The following is a 17,226-nucleotide window of genomic DNA, read 5'->3' as shown; positions in this document are numbered from 1 at the left end:
CCCGGAGATGCCGGGTTCGCGGGAGAGCGGATGCACCCGCATCCGTTCGATGAAAGGAAGAGGATATGGCACCGAAGAAGAAGGTGACCGGCCTGATCAAGCTTCAGATCAACGCCGGTGCAGCCAACCCGGCGCCGCCGATCGGCCCCGCGCTCGGTCAGCATGGCGTCAACATCATGGAGTTCTGCAAGGCGTACAACGCCGCGACCGAGTCGCAGCGCGGCAACGTCATCCCCGTCGAGATCACCGTCTACGAGGACCGCAGCTTCACGTTCATCCTGAAGACCCCGCCGGCCGCGGAGCTCATCAAGAAGGCCGCCGGCGTGCCCAAGGGCTCGTCGACGCCTCACACGGTCAAGGTCGCGAAGATCACCAAGGACCAGGTCCGTCAGATCGCCGAGACCAAGCAGGCCGACCTGAACGCGAACGACATCGAGGCTGCCTCGAAGATCATCGCCGGCACCGCCCGTTCCATGGGCATCACGGTCGAGGGCTGAGGAGAATAATCATGGCTACGAAGTCCAAGGCTTACAAGGCTGCCGCCGAGAAGATCGAGGCAGACCGTTTCTACACTCCCACCGAGGCAGTCGCCCTCGCCAAGGAGACCGGCTCGTCGAAGTTCGACTCGACCGTCGAGGTCGCGCTGAAGCTCTCGGTCGACCCCCGCAAGGCAGACCAGATGGTGCGCGGCACCGTCATCCTGCCCCACGGCACCGGTAAGACCGCCCGCGTCATCGTCTTCGCCACCGGCCCCGCGGCCGAGGCAGCGATCGCCGCAGGTGCAGATGAGGTCGGCGGCGCCGAGCTCATCGAGAAGGTCGCCGCAGGCTGGACCGCGTTCGACGCGGCCGTCTCGACCCCGGAGCTCATGGGCCAGGTCGGTCGTCTCGGAAAGGTCCTGGGTCCGCGTGGACTCATGCCGAACCCGAAGACCGGCACCGTGACCCCCAACACGGCCAAGGCCGTCGAGGAGATCAAGGGCGGAAAGATCGAGTTCCGCGTCGACAAGCACGCCAACGTGCACTTCGTCGTCGGCAAGTCGTCGTTCTCGGCCGAGCAGCTCGACGAGAACATCGGCGCAGCGCTCGAGGAGATCGTCCGCCTCAAGCCGTCGAGCTCGAAGGGCCGTTACATCCAGAAGGGTGCGGTGTCGACCACGTTCGGCCCCGGCATCCCGCTGGATGTCAACGCCATCTGAGTGTGATTCCTGAAAGGCCCCCGCATCGCGCGGGGGCCTTTCTGCATCCCACGACGACATCGAGCGTCATCAGATGTTGGGATGCGGGCCGGATGCCACGTACTGTGGGTGAGTTCCGCGCCACAGCACACGCGCCTCACATCGCACCCCAGGAGGGTACTCACATGTCCCGTCGCCTCATCGCCGTCACCGCACTGGTCGTCGCCGCCGCAGCACTCACCGCATGCAGCGGAAGCACGACCCCCTCCGAGAGCAGCTCGAGCGAGGGCGCGGCGGACAGCAGCTTCGGACTCGTCAAGGACGGCGTCCTCACGGTCGCGACCGAGGGCACCTACCGTCCGTTCAGCTTCCATGCCGACGGCGGCACCGGCGACCTCACGGGCTTCGACGTCGAGATCATCCAGGCCGTGGCCGACAAGCTCGACCTCGAGGTCGAGTTCCAGGAGACCCAGTGGGACGCGATCTTCGCGGGCCTCGATGCGGGGCGCTTCGACGTGATCGCGAACCAGGTGAGCATCAACGACGAGCGTGAGGAGAAGTACCTGTTCAGTGAGCCGTACACCGTCTCGCCCGGAGTCATCGTGGTCGCCGAGGACGACGACTCGATCTCGTCGTTCGACGACCTGAAGGGCAAGACGACCGCGCAGTCCCTCACGAGCAACTGGTACGAGTTGGCGACCGACTCCGGTGCCACGGTCGAGGGAGTGGAGGGCTGGGCGCAGGCCGTCGAGCTGCTGCGCCAGGGTCGTGTGGATGCGACCGTCAACGACAAGCTGACCTTCCTCGACTACGAGAAGACGAACAGCCCCTCCGGGCTCAAGATCGCCGCCGAGACCGACGACGCCGGAAAGCAGGCCTTCGTGTTCACGAAGGACAAGACGGCGCTCGTCGAGGCGATCGACGGAGCTCTCGACGAGCTGCGCGCCGACGGCACCCTCGCCGAGATCAGCGACAAGTACTTCGGCGAAGACGTCACCCAGTAACCCATGGAGAACCCCTGGCAGCTGTTCCTCTCGTCACTCGGGCCCATCGCCCTGGCGGGGGTGACGGTGACGGTGCCGCTCGCGCTCGTGTCGTTCGCGCTGGGGCTCGTCATCGCGATCGGCGTCGCCCTGATGCGGATCTCGGTCATCCCGATCGTGTCGGGCATCGCGCGGTTCTACATCTCCGTGATCCGCGGAACGCCGATGATCGTGCAGCTGTTCGTGATCTTCTACGGCCTCGGGTCGATCGGGCTCAAGCTCGACCCGTGGCCGAGCGCCATCATCGCCCTGTCACTCAACGTCGGCGGGTACGGAGCCGAGGTCGTCCGTGCTGCGATCCAATCGGTGCCGAAGGGGCAGTGGGAGGCGGCGTACACGGTCGGGATGAATCGGACACGCACTCTGACCCGCGTCATCCTCCCGCAGGCCGCTCGGGTCTCGGTGCCGCCGCTGTCGAACACGTTCATCTCGCTCGTCAAGGACACCTCGCTGGCATCCCTGATCCTCGTCACCGAGCTGTTCAAGGTCGCGCAGCAGATCGCATCGGCCACCCTCGATTTCATGGTGGTCTATCTTGCGGCGGCGCTGGTGTACTGGGTGATCTGTCTGGTGCTGTCGTTCGGGCAGAGCGCCCTCGAGAGGAGGCTCGACCGCAATGTCGCCCAGTGATCCCGCCGGCTCGGGTGAGCCCACGACCGACGCGCTGCTGACCGCGCGCGGCCTGCGCAAGAGCTTCGGCGACAACGAGGTGCTCCGGGGCATCGACCTGACGCTGCACCGCGGCGAGGTCGTGGTGCTGATCGGACCGAGTGGATCCGGAAAGACCACCGTGCTCCGAGCCCTCAACGGCCTCGAGACGCCGGACTCCGGCACGATCGTCGTCGCCGGGGGTCCCGACATCGACTTCGCACCGGGCTCGCCGGTGAAACCGCGTGAGCGCAAGCAGAAGCGTCTGGCGCTGCGTGATCGCTCGGCGATGGTCTTCCAGCACCACAACCTCTTCCCTCACCTCTCGGTGCTCGAGAACGTGATCGAGGGGCCGTGGCGCGTGCAGGGGCGCCCCAAGGCCGAGGTGGTCGCGGAGGCGCAGGCGCTCCTCGCCAGGGTGGGGCTCGCCGACAAGGCGGATGCTCGCCCGCACGAGCTGTCCGGTGGGCAGCAGCAGCGGGTCGGCATCGTGCGCGCGCTCGCGCTGCGCCCCGACCTCCTGCTCTTCGACGAGCCGACCAGCGCACTCGATCCCGAGCTCGTCGGCGAGGTGCTGCTCGTGATCAAGGAGCTCGCCGATGAGGGATGGAGCATGGTCGTCGTCACGCACGAGCTGAGCTTCGCTCGTGAGGCGGCTGATCGGGTGTTCTTCATGGATGCGGGAGTCGTCATCGAGGAGGGCCCGCCCTCCGAGATCTTCGGCGCTCCTCAGCACGAGCGCACGCAGCGGTTCCTCACCCGCATCCTGCGCCCCCTCGACGGGGACTGACGACGGCTCGCTCGGTCAGCCGCCGATGACCGGCAGGACCAGGCTGACGGCGAGCGTGATCATCACGACGGCGATGAGGGCGTCGAGGATGCGCCACGAGCGTTCGGTGCGCAGCCACCGGCCCAGGTAGCGCGCGCCGAAGCCGAGGGCGGTGAACCACAGGATGCTGGCGGCGATGGCGCCCGCCGCGAACAGCCAGCGCTCGTCGCCGTGCGTCGCGGCGATCGAGCCGAGCATCAGCACCGTGTCGAGGTAGACGTGCGGGTTCAACCACGTCAGGGCGAGGATGGTCGCGATCACCGGCCCGAGAGCGGTGCGGGTGGCGGCGCGCGGCCGCGTCGCCGTCGCGACGCCGGGGGCGGTCGGCGCCGAGGCAGTGGCGTCGGCATCCGCGGAATCCACCCGCAGCTCCTCGCCGCCGAGCCATGCGCGTCGTGCGGCGAGGATGCCGTACGCCAGGAGGAACAGGGCACCCGCCCATCGCGCCACGACGACGAGCCACGGGGCGGCCGAGATGACGAACCCGAGGCCCGCGACACCCGCGGCGATCAGCAGGGCATCGGACAGGGCGCAGATGACGACGACCGGCAGCACGTGCTCGCGACGGATGCCCTGGCGCAGCACGAAGACGTTCTGCGCGCCGATGGCGACGATGAGGGACAGGCCGAGTCCGAGGCCCGAGAAGACGGAGAGCATGGGTCCACGGTAGGGGGGACTCGAACATGAGCACCAGCGAGGATTACTGTCGAACCATTAGCATCACTTATGTGAAGATCGATCCTGAGCTCGCGGCCACCGTCGCCGCCGTCGCAGACGAGGGAACACTCGATGCGGCGTCTCGTCTGCTTCAGGTGACTCCGTCTGCGGTGAGTCAGCGTCTCAAAGCCCTCGAGGAGCAGCTGGGTCGAGTGCTCGTCGTGCGCTCGAAGCCGGCGCGCCTCACCGAGGCGGGGGAGGCGGTCGTGCGGCTCGCGCGTCAGATCGCGCTGCTCGAGCACGACGCGCTCGGCGAACTGGGCCTCGAGTCGGAGAGGACGACGCGCACCCGCATCCCTCTCGCTGTCAACGCCGACTCGATGGCGACGTGGTTCCTGCCCCCGCTCGCTCGGCTCTCCGCAGCACACGATCTCGACTTCGACCTGCACCGGGATGATCAGAACTTCACCGCCAGGCTGCTCGAGTCGGGGACGGTGATGGCCGCCGTCACGAGCGAGTCGGCGCCGGTCGCCGGATGCTCGGTGTCAGCGCTCGGGGTGCTGGAGTATCACGCGATGGGTGAGGCCGCCTTCGTCGAACGCTGGTTTCCACGAGGGGTGACCCGCGATGCATTGGAGGCCGCGCCGTTCGTGGACTTCGACCGGCGAGACACTCTGCAGCACGAGTGGCTGACGGCCATGGGTGTGACGCCACAGGGCGTGCCGAGGCATTACGTCCCCGCATCCCATGACTACGCCCTCGCCGTCCGCCTCGGGCTGGGGTGGGGGATGATGCCGCTCCTGCAGCAGTCAGACCATCAGCTCGTGTCACTCGGCGGGCCGCCGTTGCGCGTGCGCCTGTACTGGCAACAGTGGAACCTGCGGTCGCGCGTGCTCGACACCATCGCCGACGAGGTCGCCGCCGAAGCCCGACGCGTTCTGGCTCACTGAGCCCGCTCGGTCGGTGCTGACAACCGAGCGGCCGGGGCGGGTGTCAGCCCCCGGTGTCGGGGGTGCGGCCGGAGCCGAGGGCGTGCAGCAGCCGCGTGAGGTTGTCGATGTCGTCGACGCTCCACTCCGACAGGTGCCGCATCAGCAGCCCCTCCTGCGGGAGCCGCGCCTCGGCGAGCTTCGCCTCACCGTGCGGGGTGAGGCTCAGCAGTGAGGAGCGTCCGTCTTTCGGGTCGGGGGAGCGTTCGATCAGACCCAGGGACTCGAGCTCGCGAACGGTGCGGCTGATCTGGCCCTTGTCGACGAGCATCCGCTCCGACAGGGCCGAGGCGGTGACCTGGCCGCACCGCGCGATCGTCGTGAAGGTCTTGTAGGCCCCGGGGAGCATGCCGGGGCTCACCCGATCGGCGTTCTCCATGATCAGCCGACGGAAGTGGGTGATCAGTTCGCTGAACTCGGCTTCGAGGGCGTGGACCGCGTGGGCCCGCACCCCTTCGGAACCCCGCGCAGGGGCGGGGATCATCTCTGCGTCGGACATCGGGTGTCGCGCTACCGATCGTTCCGCGGTACGACGTTCACGGTCCCGGTCGGAGATCCGGTGAGCGCCTCGGCGTCGGCGATCGCGACGTCGGCGGCGCCTTCGACGGTGCCTGCGCCCTTCTCGGAGTCGGCCTTCGCACGCTCGCTCGTGGTCATGCGGGTCAGCGGCTTGTTCGGCAGGAACAGGATCGCGATCAGGCTGATCACGGCGAGCGGGATGCCGATCAGGAACGCGTGCGAGATGGCCTGTGCGTAATAGTCCTCGATGATCGACCGCACGGGCTCGGGAAGCAGACGCACCTCGGGGAGCGTCCCGCTGGACAGCTGAGCTGCGACCTCCGCGCCCTTGTCGCCGAGCTGGGCGATGGCCGCGCCGATCTTCTCCTTGCCGTCGCTGAACAGGCTTGTGAGCGAGTTCGCCAGCACGGCGCCCATGACCGAGACGCCGATGGTCCCGCCGAGGCTGCGGAAGAAGGTGACACCGGAGCTCGCGACTCCCATCTCGGTCGGCTTCGCGACGTTCTGCACGATCAGCACGAGGTTCTGCATGGTCATGCCCACTCCGGCTCCGGTGAGGAACATGTACAGGGAGACGAGCGCGAAGTTGGTGTCGTAATGCAGGGTCGACAGCATCGTGGAGCCCGCGATCAGCAGCACCGAGCCGAGGATCAGGTACCCCTTCCACTTGCCGAAGCGCGTCACGAGCTGGCCGATCACCATCGACGAGATCAGCAGCCCGGCCATCATCGGCAGCGTCATCAGGCCTGCCTCGGTCGGCGAGGCCCCCCGCGACAGCTGCATGTACTGAGCGAGGTAGACCGAGGTGCCGAACATGGCGACGCCGATCGAGATCGAGGCGACGACCGACAGCGTGAAGGTGCGGCCGCGGAACAGCGACAGCGGGATCAGGGGCTCTCTGACCTTGATCTCGACGATGATGAACGCGATCGTGGCGACGACGGCGCCGCCGACCATGAGCACCGTCTCGGTGCCCCACCAGTCGAACGTCGTGCCGGCGTTCGTCACCCAGATGAGAAGCAGGGACACCGCGGCGGAGAGCAGCACGATGCCCAGGTAGTCGATGGATGCCTTGCGGGTGCGTTCGGTGCTGATGTGCAGAGTCTTCTGCAGGATGATGAGCGCGGCGACGGCGAAGGGCAGTGCGACGAAGAAGTTCCAGCGCCAGTTGATCGTGTCGGTGACCCAGCCGCCGAGCAGCGGGCCGCCCACGGTCGCGACGGCCATGACCGCGCCGAAGAGTCCCATGTAGCGGCCGCGCTCTCGCGGGCTGATGATGTCGGCCATGATGACCTGGCTGAGGGCGGCGAGACCGCCACCGCCGATGCCCTGGATGGCACGGAACGCGATCAGCGTGTCGGTGTCCTGCGCGAAGCCCGCGGCGGCGGTGGCACCGACGAAGATCACGATCGCGAGCTGGATGAGGAGCTTGCGGTTGAACAGATCGGCGAGCTTGCCCCAGACCGGCGTCGAGATCGCCGTGGTGAGGAGCGTCGCGGTGATGACCCAGGTGTAGGCGGCCTGATCTCCGCCGAGGTCGTGGACGATGACGGGCATGGAGGTCGAGACCACCGTGGTGGCGATCATCGAGACGAACATGCCGAGGAGCAGGCCGGTCAGGGCCTCGAGCACCTGGCGGTGCGTCATCCGAGTGGGGGAGTCCGTGGTCATGCGGAGCCTTTCGCGAGTCGCTGGGTCGTGCTGCGTCAGCTCTGGCGCGGCGGATAGATGGTTGAACTTCGTCAACTATACGCAAGTGGTTGATGTTCGTCAACCATCGTCGACCGGCCCATCGGTTCGTGCTTGGCACAGACGTTTCGTCGGGAAATGCGGGGAGCGATGTGCGATCGTGATCGACACGGCCTTGATATACGAGATGTCTTGGACAAAACTGACCGAAACGAAGCGACGACGTCGATGTGGGCCGCTGAGGGGCGGCCATCCCCAGTCATCCGCGGGTCGTGATTCCTGAGGGGGAATGTGCAATGTCAACGAAGGACACGCAAAGGAAAGTGCTCGCAGTGTTGGCCGGAGGGCTCGTGCTCGGCGTCGGGATCGGGGTGACGCTCGCCGCCTGGAACGACTCGGAGTTCGCGACGGGCACGTTCACCGCCGGATCCTTCAACCTCGAGGGCTCGACGACGAGCGCGACGGGAGGCTACGCGAGTCACAACGTCGACACGGGCGGTTCCGCCGCGTCGCTCGTCTTCCAGCTGCCTGCGGTGGCGTCGTCCATGGCCCCCGGCGATGTCGTCTACGCACCGTTCTGGGTGCGTCTCGACAGCACCACGACCAACAGTGCGACCTTGCTCCCGACGGGTGTCACCGCCGGCACCGGTGGCAATGAGGCCAATCTCTCCTACGTCGTCACAGCCATAGCGCCGGGAGCCACCTGCGGTGCGGGAGCGACGGGCACCGTCGTGGCCACGGGCACGACGTTGAGCGCCCAGACCGCGCCCACGTCGGTACCGCTCACGAAGGGGGCCACCGCGGGAACGGCCGGAACCGCCGTCCAGCTCTGCTTCGCGGTCACCGGAGGCGCCGGCCTGACTCAGGGCGCATCGGCCACCGCGACCTGGAAGTTCACGGCGACGTCGACCGCGAACTGATCATGGCCGAGACCCGCAGACGCATGCGGGAGCGGAAGCGGCTGCTCGTGCGTCGGGTGCGCGCCCTGCTCGCGGGAGGGCTGGTGCTCGGCATCGGCACGACGGCCACTCTCGCCGCCTGGAACGACTCGGAGTACGGCACCGCGACCTTCACCGCGGGTCGATTCGACATCGTCGGTGCGGTCGACGGTACGACGTTCACGAATCACCCCGTCGGCACGCCGGGCGCGCTGTCGTTCAGCACTCCGTTCAACGCGCTCGCGCCGGGGTCGACCGTCTATGCGCTGTTCAGCGTCAAGACCGCCAATCCGTCGGTCGCAGGGACGCTGCAGCTCAGCGTGGCGTCGACCGGGGGAACAGGCCTGGGCACGTACCTGCGCTACGGGGTGCGGTCGATCGCGGGAGTCGCCTGCAACGCGACCACATACACGGCCGGGACCGCGGTGGTGCCCGACAACTCCGCGATCGGCACCGCCGGCACCGGCACCCAGGCCGTCGCGGCCAACGGCACGTCGACGGTCAACTACTGCTTCGCGGTCACACTGCCCGCGGGCACGCTCAACACCGCGCAGGGGCTGACGGCGATCCAGACGTGGCAGATCACCGGGACCTCGTCCTGAGGCGACGGCGAAGAAGAGGGAACGAACGATGACCGTGCAGCCGACGAGGCGGAGCCTGCGGGAGCAGGCGTCGACGGTCGGCGAGCCCTCGGCATCCGTGGCTGTGTCGTCCTCTCTCCCTCGTGCGCGGCATCGCGGGATCGGACGGATGCTCGGGGACGCCCTGCTCTGGGTCGCTGCAGCGGCCGGAGTGCTCTGCATGGTGCTGGTGGTGCTCGCGCTCACGGCGAACATCACGCTGATCATGTTCCGCACCGGCTCCATGTCTCCCACCATCCCGGCCGGCTCCGTCGCCGTCGTGCAGAGCGTCCCTGCCTCCGAGATCGACGTCGGAGACGTGGTCACGGTCGACCGAGAAGGGGATCTGCCCGTCACCCACCGAGTCACCTCGGTCTCTGCCGGCCCGACCGACGCCCAGCGCGTGATCACGATGCGCGGAGATGCGAACGCGGCGGACGACCCCTACCCCTACACCGTGCAGACGGTGCGCGTCGTGCTCTTCTCCGTGCCCGGCATCGCGACCGTGATCGTGGCCATGGGCGACCCGCTGGTGCTCGGCGGTCTCACGATCGGAGCGTCGGTGCTCGTCGTCTGGGCGTTCTGGCCGCGTTCATCACGGCAACGCCGTGACGACGACACCCCGAGGGCGCCATGACGGACGCGAGGGCGGTGGCGTCGCGCATCCTTGCCATCGTGCTCGGCGCGACGGCAGCCGTCGTGTGTGCACCGCCCGCATGGGCGGCGCCGACGACGGAGATCGTGCAGGGCGATGTGCTGCGGATCGTCTCGGTCGCCGACTGGGAGGCCGCGTCCGACATGCTCCCCGGACAGACCATGCAGTGGGACGTCACGGTGAGCGCCGAGGCGTCGGATCCCGGCGTCATCAGGGTCGGCGTGAGCGCGAGCGGTGATGCCGCGATCGTGGTCGACGTGCGCGCCTGCGCGCAGGAGTGGGATCCGACCGGATGCTCGAGCGGCGCCTCCGAGCTCATGGCCGCCTGGCCGGTGCCCCGCGACGGCACCGAGACCCCGCTCGCGGAGATGACGGACTCCGAGGTCATGCACCTGCGCCTTGAGGTCAGACTCGAGCGAGCGGACCCGGGGACGACTCAGGTGCGCGTGCACGCCTCGGGTGCCGGAGAAACCGTCGTCGTCGGACCCGACGGCGGTCTCGCGACGACCGGGCTCACACCGGTCGTTCCGTGGTCGCTCGGCGTCGCGGCGGTGCTGGTCGGTGGCGGGCTCACGATCGCCGCCCGCACGCGTCGAGGATCGACGGCGGGGGAGGATGCCCCATGAGGGACCTCGCAGAGAGCTCGCGCCGTCGCCGCGCGCTCGCCGCGATCGCGGGGGCGGCCCTTCTCGTGGGCATCGGACTCGCTCCCGCCGCCCAGGTGTCCGACGCGTCCTTCACCGATGCGGAGCAGGCGCAGACCACCTTCACCGCCCGTCTCCTGCCGCCGCAGATCACGAGCATCCCCACCTGCATCCGCCCTCCCGTGCTGGGCGGATCGTTCATGAAGGTCACGTGGGAGTGGCCGGCGGTCACCCCCTACTCGAGTTTCTCCGGCAGCAATGTCGAATGGCGGGTGGGCACCAACGTGATCGTCCCCACGGTGACCGGCCCGGACGCGCAGGGCCGTTACACCGCCGACATCACCACCGGTCTGCTCAGCGGACTGCTCGGGTCGTTGCTCGGAGCCGACATCGTCCTCGAGATGCGCACCACATACGGCACCTGGAAGACCTCGACGACACCCACCACGGTCACCTACAACGCGCCGCTTCTGTCGACGGCGGTCTCGTGCACCCCGGCGAACGGGACGTGACGCGGCCCGCGAGATTCAGTCGGCGAGGGCGAGCGCGCGGAAGGCGTCGCGCTCGCGGAGGTGCTCACGGCGGCTGGCGGCTGCGGCGGCCGTGGCTTCGGCGATCCGCGTCGGCACCTGCATGCCGGTGGTGCGCCGGTACAGCTCGTCGATGAGGTCGGTCGCCAAGCCCACCAGCTTCGCGATCTCGCGGTCGTCGCGGTCGATCCAGACGCACTTGGGCTCGTCGTGGATGGGGGAGAAGTCGACGTGCTCCTCCCACACGAACAGCGTGCGCTCGGCGCCGAGCACGTGCTGCTGCCACCACACCTGACGGAGGTAGGTGCGGGGGATGCCGCGGAACGCCTTGTTCGTCGTCTTGATCTCGGCGAGCTCGACGCGTCCGCCCGCATCGACGGCGATGCCGTCGGGAGTGGCGAGGTGGCGGTGTTCGACCTCGGCGCGGAACAGGGCGGAGGAGGGAAGGATGCCGTGCGTCGCAGCGACCCAGGCGGCGATCTCGGGCTCGCGGCGCCGACCGTGATCCGTGTACGCGTTGCCGCCGAAACGGGGACCGCCGCCGAGCTTCGAGTCTGCTGCGCGTGCGATCGATCGCTCGCTCGTGAGACCGGCCACATCCGTCGCGGTGATCCCGCGCGAGCGGGCCCGCATCCAGGCCACGCGGTCGCGGGAGTCCGCGACGATGCGAGCTTGGAGTTCCGGGGTCACCCATCGAGCGTAACCCCGGTCAGGGACTCTCGTTCCCGTACACGCCGCTCCGCGGCATCCCTCGTTCCGTCCGGACGTCACTCAGCCGAGGGCGGGCCAGCCGTCGGGTCCGGGTGAGCCGGCGACGTACTCCTCGAGGGGTACCTCGCCTCGGTGCCACGCCTCGAGGATGGGCGCGACGATCCGCCAGCACTGCTCGGCGGCATCGCCGCGCACGGCCAGCAGCGGGTCGCCGTCGAGCACCCCGGAGAGCACTTCGGCGTACGCCTTGAGAGCCCCCTCGCCGAGCTCTGCCGACAGCGTCGCGCGCTCCAGCTCGAACGGATCCTCCGCGGCGTTCAGGTTCAGGTCGAGCGAGATCCGGTCGGGGCCGAGCGAGAAGCGGAGGGCGGCGCCCGCAGACGAGCCGGTCAGTCCGGTCGGCAGGTGCCTGACGGGACGGAAGTGCACGACGATCTCGGTCGCCGGCGTGCCGAGCGCCTTGCCGGATCGCAGCCGGAACGGCGTCCCCGCCCAGCGGCTGTTGCGCACCTCGAAGGTCGCCTCGGCGAGGGTCTCGGTCTGACGCTCGGGGTCGACGCCGGGCTCGTCGACGTACGACGGCTTCTCGGCACCGCCGACCGTGCCGGCCGTGTACCGAGCCCGGCGCGACGACGCCACCGGGTCGTCGCCCCACACCGTGGTCGCCCGGAGCACGGCGCTCGTCGCCGCGCGGAAGTCGACCTCGTCGAGCGTCGTCGGCTCCTCCATCGCCAGCACGGCGAGCACCTGCAGGAGATGGCTCTGGATCATGTCGACCAGCGCCCCGGCCGAGTCGTAGTACCCGGCGCGGCCCTCCAGAGCGAGCGATTCGTCGTAGACGATGTCGACCGACTCGATGCTCTCGGCCGACCACAGCGGTTCGAGGATGCGGTTGGCGAAGCGCGCGCCGAGCAGGTTGAGAGTGGTCGAACGACCGAGGAAGTGATCGACCCGGAAGACCTGACTCTCGGGGACCAGCGCCGTGAGCGTGCGGTTCAGCGCTCGCGCGCTCTCTTCGTCGGTGCCGAACGGCTTCTCCATGACGAGGACGGCGCCGTCGGGCAGCATGTCGGGCGTCAGCGCCGCGATCGAGGCCGCCGCGACCGAGGGTGGCACGGCGAAGTAGATCGCCACCTGCCCGGCGCGGTCCTTCAGCACCGCGCGCAGGTCATCGGATTTCGTGATGTCGGTCCGCACGTATTCCACGTCGACGCGGGAGGCGGCGGCCTCGGCATCCATCGTCGCGAACGCCGTGCGGACGACGGCCTCGAGATCGGCGTCGGTCAGCTCCTCGCGGTCGGCGCCGACGATGCTGACCGAGCGAGCGGGCTCTCTCATCAGCAGCTGTCCCAGCGCGGGAAGGAGGAGACGGGAGGCGAGATCGCCACCGGCTCCGAAGATCACGAGCGTCGTCGCATCGGCCATGACCCCACCGTAACCCGTCCACCCCGTCGACAGTCGTGCCAGAATCGGTCGATGCCCGCTCCCATCGAGGACTACGCCCTGCTCAGCGACTGCCGCACCGGCGCGCTCGTCTCGAAGGAGGGCAGCATCGACTGGCTGTGCCTGCCTCGGTTCGATGCGCCGTCGCTGTTCGGAGCGCTGCTGGGGGAGGCGCCGAACGGATGCTGGACACTGCGTCCGCTCGATGAGACGGCGACCTCCGAGCGGCACTACGTGTCGGACACGTTCATCCTCGTCACCCGGTGGGAGACGTCGGACGGTGTCGCGGAGGTGCACGAGTTCATGCCGCTGCATCCGACGCGCAGCGACGTCGTGCGTCGGATCGTCGGCATCACAGGTCAGGTCGAGTTCGTCACCGAGCTGCGTCTGCACTTCGACTACTCCCGCAGGCTTCCGTGGGTGCGTCAGGTGGGTACGAGCGAGCAGCCGGCCCTGCGCGCGACGGCCGGACCGGAGGCGGTGATCGTGCGCGGAGTGCGGCTCGTCGCGGAGGATCACAGGCATCGGGGGACGCTCACGGTCTCGGCGGAAGAGGTCCGAGACCTGACTCTCAGCTGGTTCCCCTCGCACGAGCATCACCCGGCACCGCTCGACGTCGACGACGCGATCGCCGCCACGCGAGCGTGGTGGCAGGGCTGGGCGAGCGGGATCCAGCACGACGGTGCGTACCGTGGCGAGGTCGTGCGCTCCCTGCTCGTGCTGCGGGCGCTCACGAACAAGGACACCGGTGGCATCGTGGCCGCGGCGACCACGTCGCTCCCCGAGGAGTTCGGCGGCTCGCGGAACTGGGACTACCGCTTCGTCTGGCTGCGGGACGCCGCGCTGACGCTCGAGGCGCTCATCGCCCACGGATTCCTCACCGAAGCCCATCACTGGCGTCGATGGCTGCTCCGAGCCGTCGCCGGTGAGCCGAACGAGGTGCAGATCATGTACGGGATCGCCGGGGAGCGCGACCTCATCGAGCGCGAGCTCACGAGCCTGCCCGGCTACGGAGGGGCGGCGCCGGTGCGGATCGGCAACGGCGCGGTCGACCAGTACCAGGGAGATGTGATCGGCGAGGTGCTCGTCGCGCTCGAGTGCGCCAGGATCGCAGGTCTCGAGGAGGGCGACTTCTCGTGGCCCCTGCAGCGGGCGCTCATCGAGCAGGTGATCGCGTCCATCGACCGCCCGGACAACGGCATCTGGGAGATCCGGGGCGAGCCGCAGTGGTTCACCCACTCCCGGGTCATGATGTGGGCGGCTCTCGACCGCGGCGTCCGCGCCGTGCGGGAGCGCGGCCTCGCCGGTGACGCCGATCGCTGGGCGACGGTGCGCGACGGTCTGCGCCGCGAGATCGACGAGCGCGGCGTCGACGCGGACCACGGATACTTCATCCAGCACTACGGCTCCACCGAGGTCGACGCCTCGCTGCTCGTGCTCCCACAGGTCGGGTACTGTGCCGCCGACGACCCGCGGATGCTCCGCACCGTGGAGCAGATCGAGCGCACCCTGCTCACCGACGGATTCCTCCGTCGCTACCGCACGGAGTCGGGTGTGGACGGGCTCGACGGCGATGAGCATCCCTTCATCGCGTGCAGCTTCTGGCTGGTCGAGCAGTATGCGACGAGCGGTCGTGTCGACGAGGCGCGCGATCTGATGGAGCGGTTGATCGGGATGACGAACGACCTCGGACTGCTGTCGGAGGAGTACGACGTCGCGAACGCGCGGCAGGCGGGCAACACCCCGCAGGCGCTTTCGCACCTGAGCCTCATCCGCGCCGCCGACGCGCTCGCGGGCCACGGAGGTCGCGCGGCGCACCGTCGGTGATCCCGACCGATTTGGGGCCGAGGGTGCCGTGGGGTACAGTTGTCGTAACCGAAGACCGCTGGTCATCGTCGTGTGCGCAAGCGCATGAGGATTGAAGCTCTGCTCAGCAGGGGCCCGCGCAGGACACGAACTTCTCAAAGCTCCGTGCGCTTGCGCCGGAGCTTTTCTGTTGCCAGGGGTCGGAACCGGTGCCTCACCGCCGTGAGGCACCTCGTACACACCAAGGAGTGACCATGGCGCAGAAGGATGCATCGGTCGCCGAGCTCACGAAGTCATTCGAGGACTCGACTGCCGTTCTGCTGACCGAGTACCGCGGTCTGACGGTTGCCCAGCTCAAGGAGCTGCGCAACAGCATCCGTCAGGACGCTGAGTACGCCGTGGTGAAGAACACGCTGACCAAGATCGCCGCCAACAAGGCTGGCATCACCGCGCTGGACGACGACCTCAAGGGTCCGTCGGCCGTCGCGTTCGTGCACGGTGACTTCGTCGCCACTGCAAAGGCTCTGCGTGACTTCGCCAAGGCCAACCCGCTTCTCGTGATCAAGTCCGGCATCTTCGAGGGCAACGCCCTCACCGCCGACGAGGTCAACAAGTACGCCGCGCTCGAGAGCCGTGAGGTTCTGCTGGCGAAGGCTGCGGGCATGATGAAGGCCACGATGGGCAAGGCTGCCGCCACCATCGATGCTCTTCGCGAAAAGCTGGAGACCGCCGAGGCCGCGTAAGCGACCTGACGTTCTCGTTCAACAAACCCCATCTATCTAGGAGATACATCATGGCTAAGCTCACCACTGAGGAGCTGCTCGAGCAGTTCGCCGGCCTGACCCTCGTCGAGCTCAACGACTTCGTCAAGGCGTTCGAGGAGAAGTTCGAGGTCACCGCTGCTGCCCCCGTCGCCGTTGCCGGCGCAGGTGGCGGAGCTGCTGAAGAGGTTGAGGAGAAGGACTCCTTCGACGTCATCCTCGAGGCTGCTGGCGACAAGAAGATCCAGGTCATCAAGACCGTCCGCGAGCTCACCTCGCTGGGTCTCGGCGAGGCCAAGGCTGTCGTCGACGGTGCTCCCAAGGCCGTGCTCGAGGGCGCGAACAAGGAAGCAGCCGAGAAGGCCAAGGCTGCCCTCGAAGAGGCAGGCGCCACGGTTACCCTCAAGTAATCCGTTCCAGGTCGCGGCATAGCGCCTCGCCCTGGAAGCGTCTGAACGCTTCACGAAAGCCCCGGGTCCGCCCGGGGCTTTCGTGCGTCCGGGAGCGAGATCGGGTTCAGCGGCGCCCGGCGGTGGAGCTGCGCACGACCAGAGCGGATGCCGTGACGGTGCGCTCCCGGGGCGAGTCCGGATGGTCGATCTGCTGCTGCAGCAGGCGCACCGCCTCGTGCCCCTGCTCGCGCGGCGACTGCTTGATGGTGGTCAGCGCGAACATCTCGGCGTGCTGATGGTCGTCGACCCCGACGATGCTCAATTCCGTGGGCACCGCGATGCCCAGGCGGCGTGCGGCGATCATCGCCCCGATCGCGGCCTCGTCGCACACGCCCACGATCGCCGTGGGGCGGCCCCGGCGATCGGCCAGCAGCTCGACGGCGGCGGCGTAGCCGCCGGGCATCGTGGGGGAGGCATCCGCGATTCGCGCGACGGCCTCGAGCCCCGCCGCGGCGAGGGCTTCGAGATAGCCCTCGACCCGCTGGGCGTCGCCGAAGCTGAGGTCGTCGGGGTCCGCCGCGCCCCCGACGAAGGCGATGTCGGTGTGTCCGAGCTCGATGAGGTGCTCCGTCGCGATCCGCGCGGCGGCGACGTCGTCGATCGACACGGCACTGGAGCCTTCGCTGTAGGGGCCCACGCTGACCAGCGGCCGCTCGGAGCGGTGCAGCCGGTCGAGCTCCTGCGCGCTCGGTTGGATGCCGACGGCGATGATCCCGTCGAACCGCCGCCCGGGGAGCACCGTGTCGAAGAGCCGCTGCCTCGTCTCGGTGCCCTCGCGGATCCCGTACAGGGCGAGTTCGTAGTCGAGGGCGAACAGCGACTCCTGGATGCCGGCGAGCAGCTCGGAGAAGTACCAGCGGTCGACCGGGGGCATGATCACGCCGACGGTCTGCGTACGGCCGGTGGCGAGGCTCGTGGCGGAGGAGTGGGCGACGTACGCCAGTTCGTCCGCAGCGTCCGCGACCCTCTTGCGAGTGCCCTCCGAGACGTAGCCGCGACCGCTCAGTGCTCGGCTCGCGGTGGCCTTCGACACGCCTGCGCGCGCCGCGACGTCCGCGATCGTGCTCATCGGTCCTCCTCGACCATGCGTCCGGCGCCTCAGCCCCTCCTGCGCG

The 17,226-nt window shown here is 68.6% G+C and carries 20 protein-coding genes; 14 read left to right on the top strand and 6 right to left on the bottom strand.

Annotated elements, in window-relative coordinates:
* Positions 1 to 65: 65 nt before the first annotated feature.
* The 5 genes from rplK to JOF42_RS15730 all read left to right on the top strand — a co-directional run bounded on the left by rplK (position 66) and on the right by JOF42_RS15730 (position 3,658).
* The gene (rplK, locus tag JOF42_RS15750) at positions 66 to 497 is read left to right on the top strand and encodes a 50S ribosomal protein L11 (RefSeq protein WP_053097443.1); all 432 of its coding nucleotides are present in this window, start codon (positions 66 to 68) and stop codon (positions 495 to 497) included.
* Between the two features lie 11 nt (positions 498 to 508).
* Positions 509 to 1,198, top strand: a complete 690-nt coding sequence (gene rplA, locus JOF42_RS15745; protein ID WP_210098688.1) for a 50S ribosomal protein L1 — start codon at positions 509 to 511, stop codon at positions 1,196 to 1,198.
* 164 nt (positions 1,199 to 1,362) lie between these two features.
* Positions 1,363 to 2,181, top strand: a complete 819-nt coding sequence (locus JOF42_RS15740; protein ID WP_210098687.1) for an amino acid ABC transporter substrate-binding protein — start codon at positions 1,363 to 1,365, stop codon at positions 2,179 to 2,181.
* 3 nt (positions 2,182 to 2,184) lie between these two features.
* Positions 2,185 to 2,850, top strand: a complete 666-nt coding sequence (locus tag JOF42_RS15735) for an amino acid ABC transporter permease (RefSeq protein ID WP_210098686.1) — start codon at positions 2,185 to 2,187, stop codon at positions 2,848 to 2,850.
* On the top strand, positions 2,837 to 3,658 hold the full coding sequence (locus JOF42_RS15730; protein ID WP_281070773.1) for an amino acid ABC transporter ATP-binding protein: 822 nt from the start codon (positions 2,837 to 2,839) through the stop codon (positions 3,656 to 3,658). The genes JOF42_RS15735 and JOF42_RS15730 overlap by 14 nt, the downstream gene beginning before the upstream one ends.
* Before the next feature lie 15 nt (positions 3,659 to 3,673).
* Here JOF42_RS15730 and JOF42_RS15725 read toward each other — a convergent pair whose 3' ends face one another.
* Entirely contained in the window at positions 3,674 to 4,354 is a 681-nt protein-coding gene (locus JOF42_RS15725; RefSeq protein WP_210098685.1) for a LysE/ArgO family amino acid transporter, read from the bottom strand.
* A 71-nt stretch (positions 4,355 to 4,425) separates the two neighbouring features.
* On the opposite strand from JOF42_RS15725, the gene JOF42_RS15720 reads away from it, so the two are divergent.
* Positions 4,426 to 5,304: a LysR family transcriptional regulator ArgP gene (locus JOF42_RS15720; RefSeq protein WP_210098684.1), complete on the top strand. Its 879-nt coding sequence runs from the start codon at positions 4,426 to 4,428 to the stop codon at positions 5,302 to 5,304.
* Between the two features lie 43 nt (positions 5,305 to 5,347).
* On the opposite strand, the gene JOF42_RS15715 is transcribed toward JOF42_RS15720, so the two are convergent.
* Entirely contained in the window at positions 5,348 to 5,842 is a 495-nt protein-coding gene (locus tag JOF42_RS15715; RefSeq protein WP_245340826.1) for a MarR family winged helix-turn-helix transcriptional regulator, read from the bottom strand.
* Between the two features lie 11 nt (positions 5,843 to 5,853).
* A complete protein-coding gene (locus JOF42_RS15710) occupies positions 5,854 to 7,533 on the bottom strand; it encodes an MDR family MFS transporter (protein ID WP_210098683.1) in 1,680 nt (559 codons plus the stop codon).
* A gap of 314 nt (positions 7,534 to 7,847) precedes the next feature.
* Between JOF42_RS15710 and JOF42_RS15705 the strand changes: the two genes are divergently transcribed.
* The 5 genes from JOF42_RS15705 to JOF42_RS15685 are packed head-to-tail and all read left to right on the top strand — an operon-like array spanning position 7,848 to position 10,920.
* Complete coding sequence (locus JOF42_RS15705; protein WP_210098682.1) at positions 7,848 to 8,471, top strand: SipW-dependent-type signal peptide-containing protein; 624 nt, start codon at positions 7,848 to 7,850, stop codon at positions 8,469 to 8,471.
* 2 nt (positions 8,472 to 8,473) lie between these two features.
* On the top strand, positions 8,474 to 9,091 hold the full coding sequence (locus tag JOF42_RS15700; protein ID WP_210098681.1) for a SipW-dependent-type signal peptide-containing protein: 618 nt from the start codon (positions 8,474 to 8,476) through the stop codon (positions 9,089 to 9,091).
* 28 nt (positions 9,092 to 9,119) lie between these two features.
* Positions 9,120 to 9,746: a signal peptidase I gene (locus JOF42_RS15695; protein WP_210098680.1), complete on the top strand. Its 627-nt coding sequence runs from the start codon at positions 9,120 to 9,122 to the stop codon at positions 9,744 to 9,746.
* Complete coding sequence (locus JOF42_RS15690; protein ID WP_210098679.1) at positions 9,743 to 10,390, top strand: hypothetical protein; 648 nt, start codon at positions 9,743 to 9,745, stop codon at positions 10,388 to 10,390. The genes JOF42_RS15695 and JOF42_RS15690 overlap by 4 nt, the downstream gene beginning before the upstream one ends.
* Positions 10,387 to 10,920: a hypothetical protein gene (locus JOF42_RS15685; RefSeq protein WP_210098678.1), complete on the top strand. Its 534-nt coding sequence runs from the start codon at positions 10,387 to 10,389 to the stop codon at positions 10,918 to 10,920. Before JOF42_RS15690 ends, JOF42_RS15685 begins: the two co-directional genes overlap by 4 nt.
* Positions 10,921 to 10,935: 15 nt before the next feature.
* Here the strand turns inward: JOF42_RS15685 and JOF42_RS15680 are convergent, their stop codons facing one another.
* Both JOF42_RS15680 and JOF42_RS15675 read right to left on the bottom strand, forming a co-directional pair.
* Positions 10,936 to 11,628: a YqaJ viral recombinase family protein gene (locus JOF42_RS15680; RefSeq protein WP_210098677.1), complete on the bottom strand. Its 693-nt coding sequence runs from the start codon at positions 11,626 to 11,628 to the stop codon at positions 10,936 to 10,938.
* 81 nt (positions 11,629 to 11,709) lie between these two features.
* Complete coding sequence (locus tag JOF42_RS15675) at positions 11,710 to 13,074, bottom strand: glucose-6-phosphate dehydrogenase (RefSeq protein WP_210098676.1); 1,365 nt, start codon at positions 13,072 to 13,074, stop codon at positions 11,710 to 11,712.
* A 51-nt stretch (positions 13,075 to 13,125) separates the two neighbouring features.
* Here JOF42_RS15675 and JOF42_RS15670 point away from each other — a divergent pair, with 51 nt between their 5' ends.
* The 3 genes from JOF42_RS15670 (at position 13,126) to rplL (ending at position 16,069) form a co-directional block, all read left to right on the top strand.
* On the top strand, positions 13,126 to 14,919 hold the full coding sequence (locus tag JOF42_RS15670) for a glycoside hydrolase family 15 protein (RefSeq protein WP_210098675.1): 1,794 nt from the start codon (positions 13,126 to 13,128) through the stop codon (positions 14,917 to 14,919).
* A gap of 233 nt (positions 14,920 to 15,152) precedes the next feature.
* Positions 15,153 to 15,641 carry a 50S ribosomal protein L10 gene (gene rplJ / locus JOF42_RS15665; protein WP_210098674.1) on the top strand — a complete coding sequence of 163 codons (489 nt, stop codon included), beginning with the start codon at positions 15,153 to 15,155 and terminating at the stop codon, positions 15,639 to 15,641.
* 50 nt (positions 15,642 to 15,691) lie between these two features.
* A complete protein-coding gene (rplL, locus tag JOF42_RS15660; RefSeq protein WP_042539579.1) occupies positions 15,692 to 16,069 on the top strand; it encodes a 50S ribosomal protein L7/L12 in 378 nt (125 codons plus the stop codon).
* A gap of 106 nt (positions 16,070 to 16,175) precedes the next feature.
* Here the strand turns inward: rplL and JOF42_RS15655 are convergent, their stop codons facing one another.
* Positions 16,176 to 17,180, bottom strand: coding sequence for a LacI family DNA-binding transcriptional regulator (locus JOF42_RS15655; RefSeq protein ID WP_210098673.1), 1,005 nt, complete (start codon positions 17,178 to 17,180; stop codon positions 16,176 to 16,178).
* Positions 17,181 to 17,226: the final 46 nt, after the last annotated feature.

This window comes from Microbacterium phyllosphaerae (assembly GCF_017876435.1).
In the GTDB taxonomy this organism is placed as follows: Bacteria; Actinomycetota; Actinomycetes; order Actinomycetales; family Microbacteriaceae; genus Microbacterium; species Microbacterium phyllosphaerae.
Note: the sequence above shows the minus strand (reverse complement) of the source record. Positions and strands in the feature narration are given on the sequence as shown.

Bases quoted from the DNA above. Each gene is read 5' to 3' on its own strand.
- JOF42_RS15685 (WP_210098678.1), top strand. From the start codon at position 10,387: ATGAGGGACCTCGCAGAGAGCTCGCGCCGTCGCCGCGCGCTCGCCGCG.
- JOF42_RS15725 (WP_210098685.1), bottom strand. From the start codon at position 4,354: ATGCTCTCCGTCTTCTCGGGCCTCGGACTCGGCCTGTCCCTCATCGTC.
- rplK (WP_053097443.1), top strand. From the start codon at position 66: ATGGCACCGAAGAAGAAGGTGACCGGCCTGATCAAGCTTCAGATCAAC.
- rplJ (WP_210098674.1), top strand. From the start codon at position 15,153: ATGGCGCAGAAGGATGCATCGGTCGCCGAGCTCACGAAGTCATTCGAG.
- JOF42_RS15730 (WP_281070773.1), top strand. From the start codon at position 2,837: ATGTCGCCCAGTGATCCCGCCGGCTCGGGTGAGCCCACGACCGACGCG.
- JOF42_RS15700 (WP_210098681.1), top strand. From the start codon at position 8,474: ATGGCCGAGACCCGCAGACGCATGCGGGAGCGGAAGCGGCTGCTCGTG.
- rplA (WP_210098688.1), top strand. From the start codon at position 509: ATGGCTACGAAGTCCAAGGCTTACAAGGCTGCCGCCGAGAAGATCGAG.
- JOF42_RS15740 (WP_210098687.1), top strand. From the start codon at position 1,363: ATGTCCCGTCGCCTCATCGCCGTCACCGCACTGGTCGTCGCCGCCGCA.
- JOF42_RS15670 (WP_210098675.1), top strand. From the start codon at position 13,126: ATGCCCGCTCCCATCGAGGACTACGCCCTGCTCAGCGACTGCCGCACC.
- rplL (WP_042539579.1), top strand. From the start codon at position 15,692: ATGGCTAAGCTCACCACTGAGGAGCTGCTCGAGCAGTTCGCCGGCCTG.
- JOF42_RS15690 (WP_210098679.1), top strand. From the start codon at position 9,743: ATGACGGACGCGAGGGCGGTGGCGTCGCGCATCCTTGCCATCGTGCTC.
- JOF42_RS15705 (WP_210098682.1), top strand. From the start codon at position 7,848: ATGTCAACGAAGGACACGCAAAGGAAAGTGCTCGCAGTGTTGGCCGGA.
- JOF42_RS15655 (WP_210098673.1), bottom strand. From the start codon at position 17,180: ATGAGCACGATCGCGGACGTCGCGGCGCGCGCAGGCGTGTCGAAGGCC.
- JOF42_RS15735 (WP_210098686.1), top strand. From the start codon at position 2,185: ATGGAGAACCCCTGGCAGCTGTTCCTCTCGTCACTCGGGCCCATCGCC.
- JOF42_RS15715 (WP_245340826.1), bottom strand. From the start codon at position 5,842: ATGTCCGACGCAGAGATGATCCCCGCCCCTGCGCGGGGTTCCGAAGGG.
- JOF42_RS15695 (WP_210098680.1), top strand. From the start codon at position 9,120: ATGACCGTGCAGCCGACGAGGCGGAGCCTGCGGGAGCAGGCGTCGACG.
- JOF42_RS15710 (WP_210098683.1), bottom strand. From the start codon at position 7,533: ATGACCACGGACTCCCCCACTCGGATGACGCACCGCCAGGTGCTCGAG.
- JOF42_RS15675 (WP_210098676.1), bottom strand. From the start codon at position 13,074: ATGGCCGATGCGACGACGCTCGTGATCTTCGGAGCCGGTGGCGATCTC.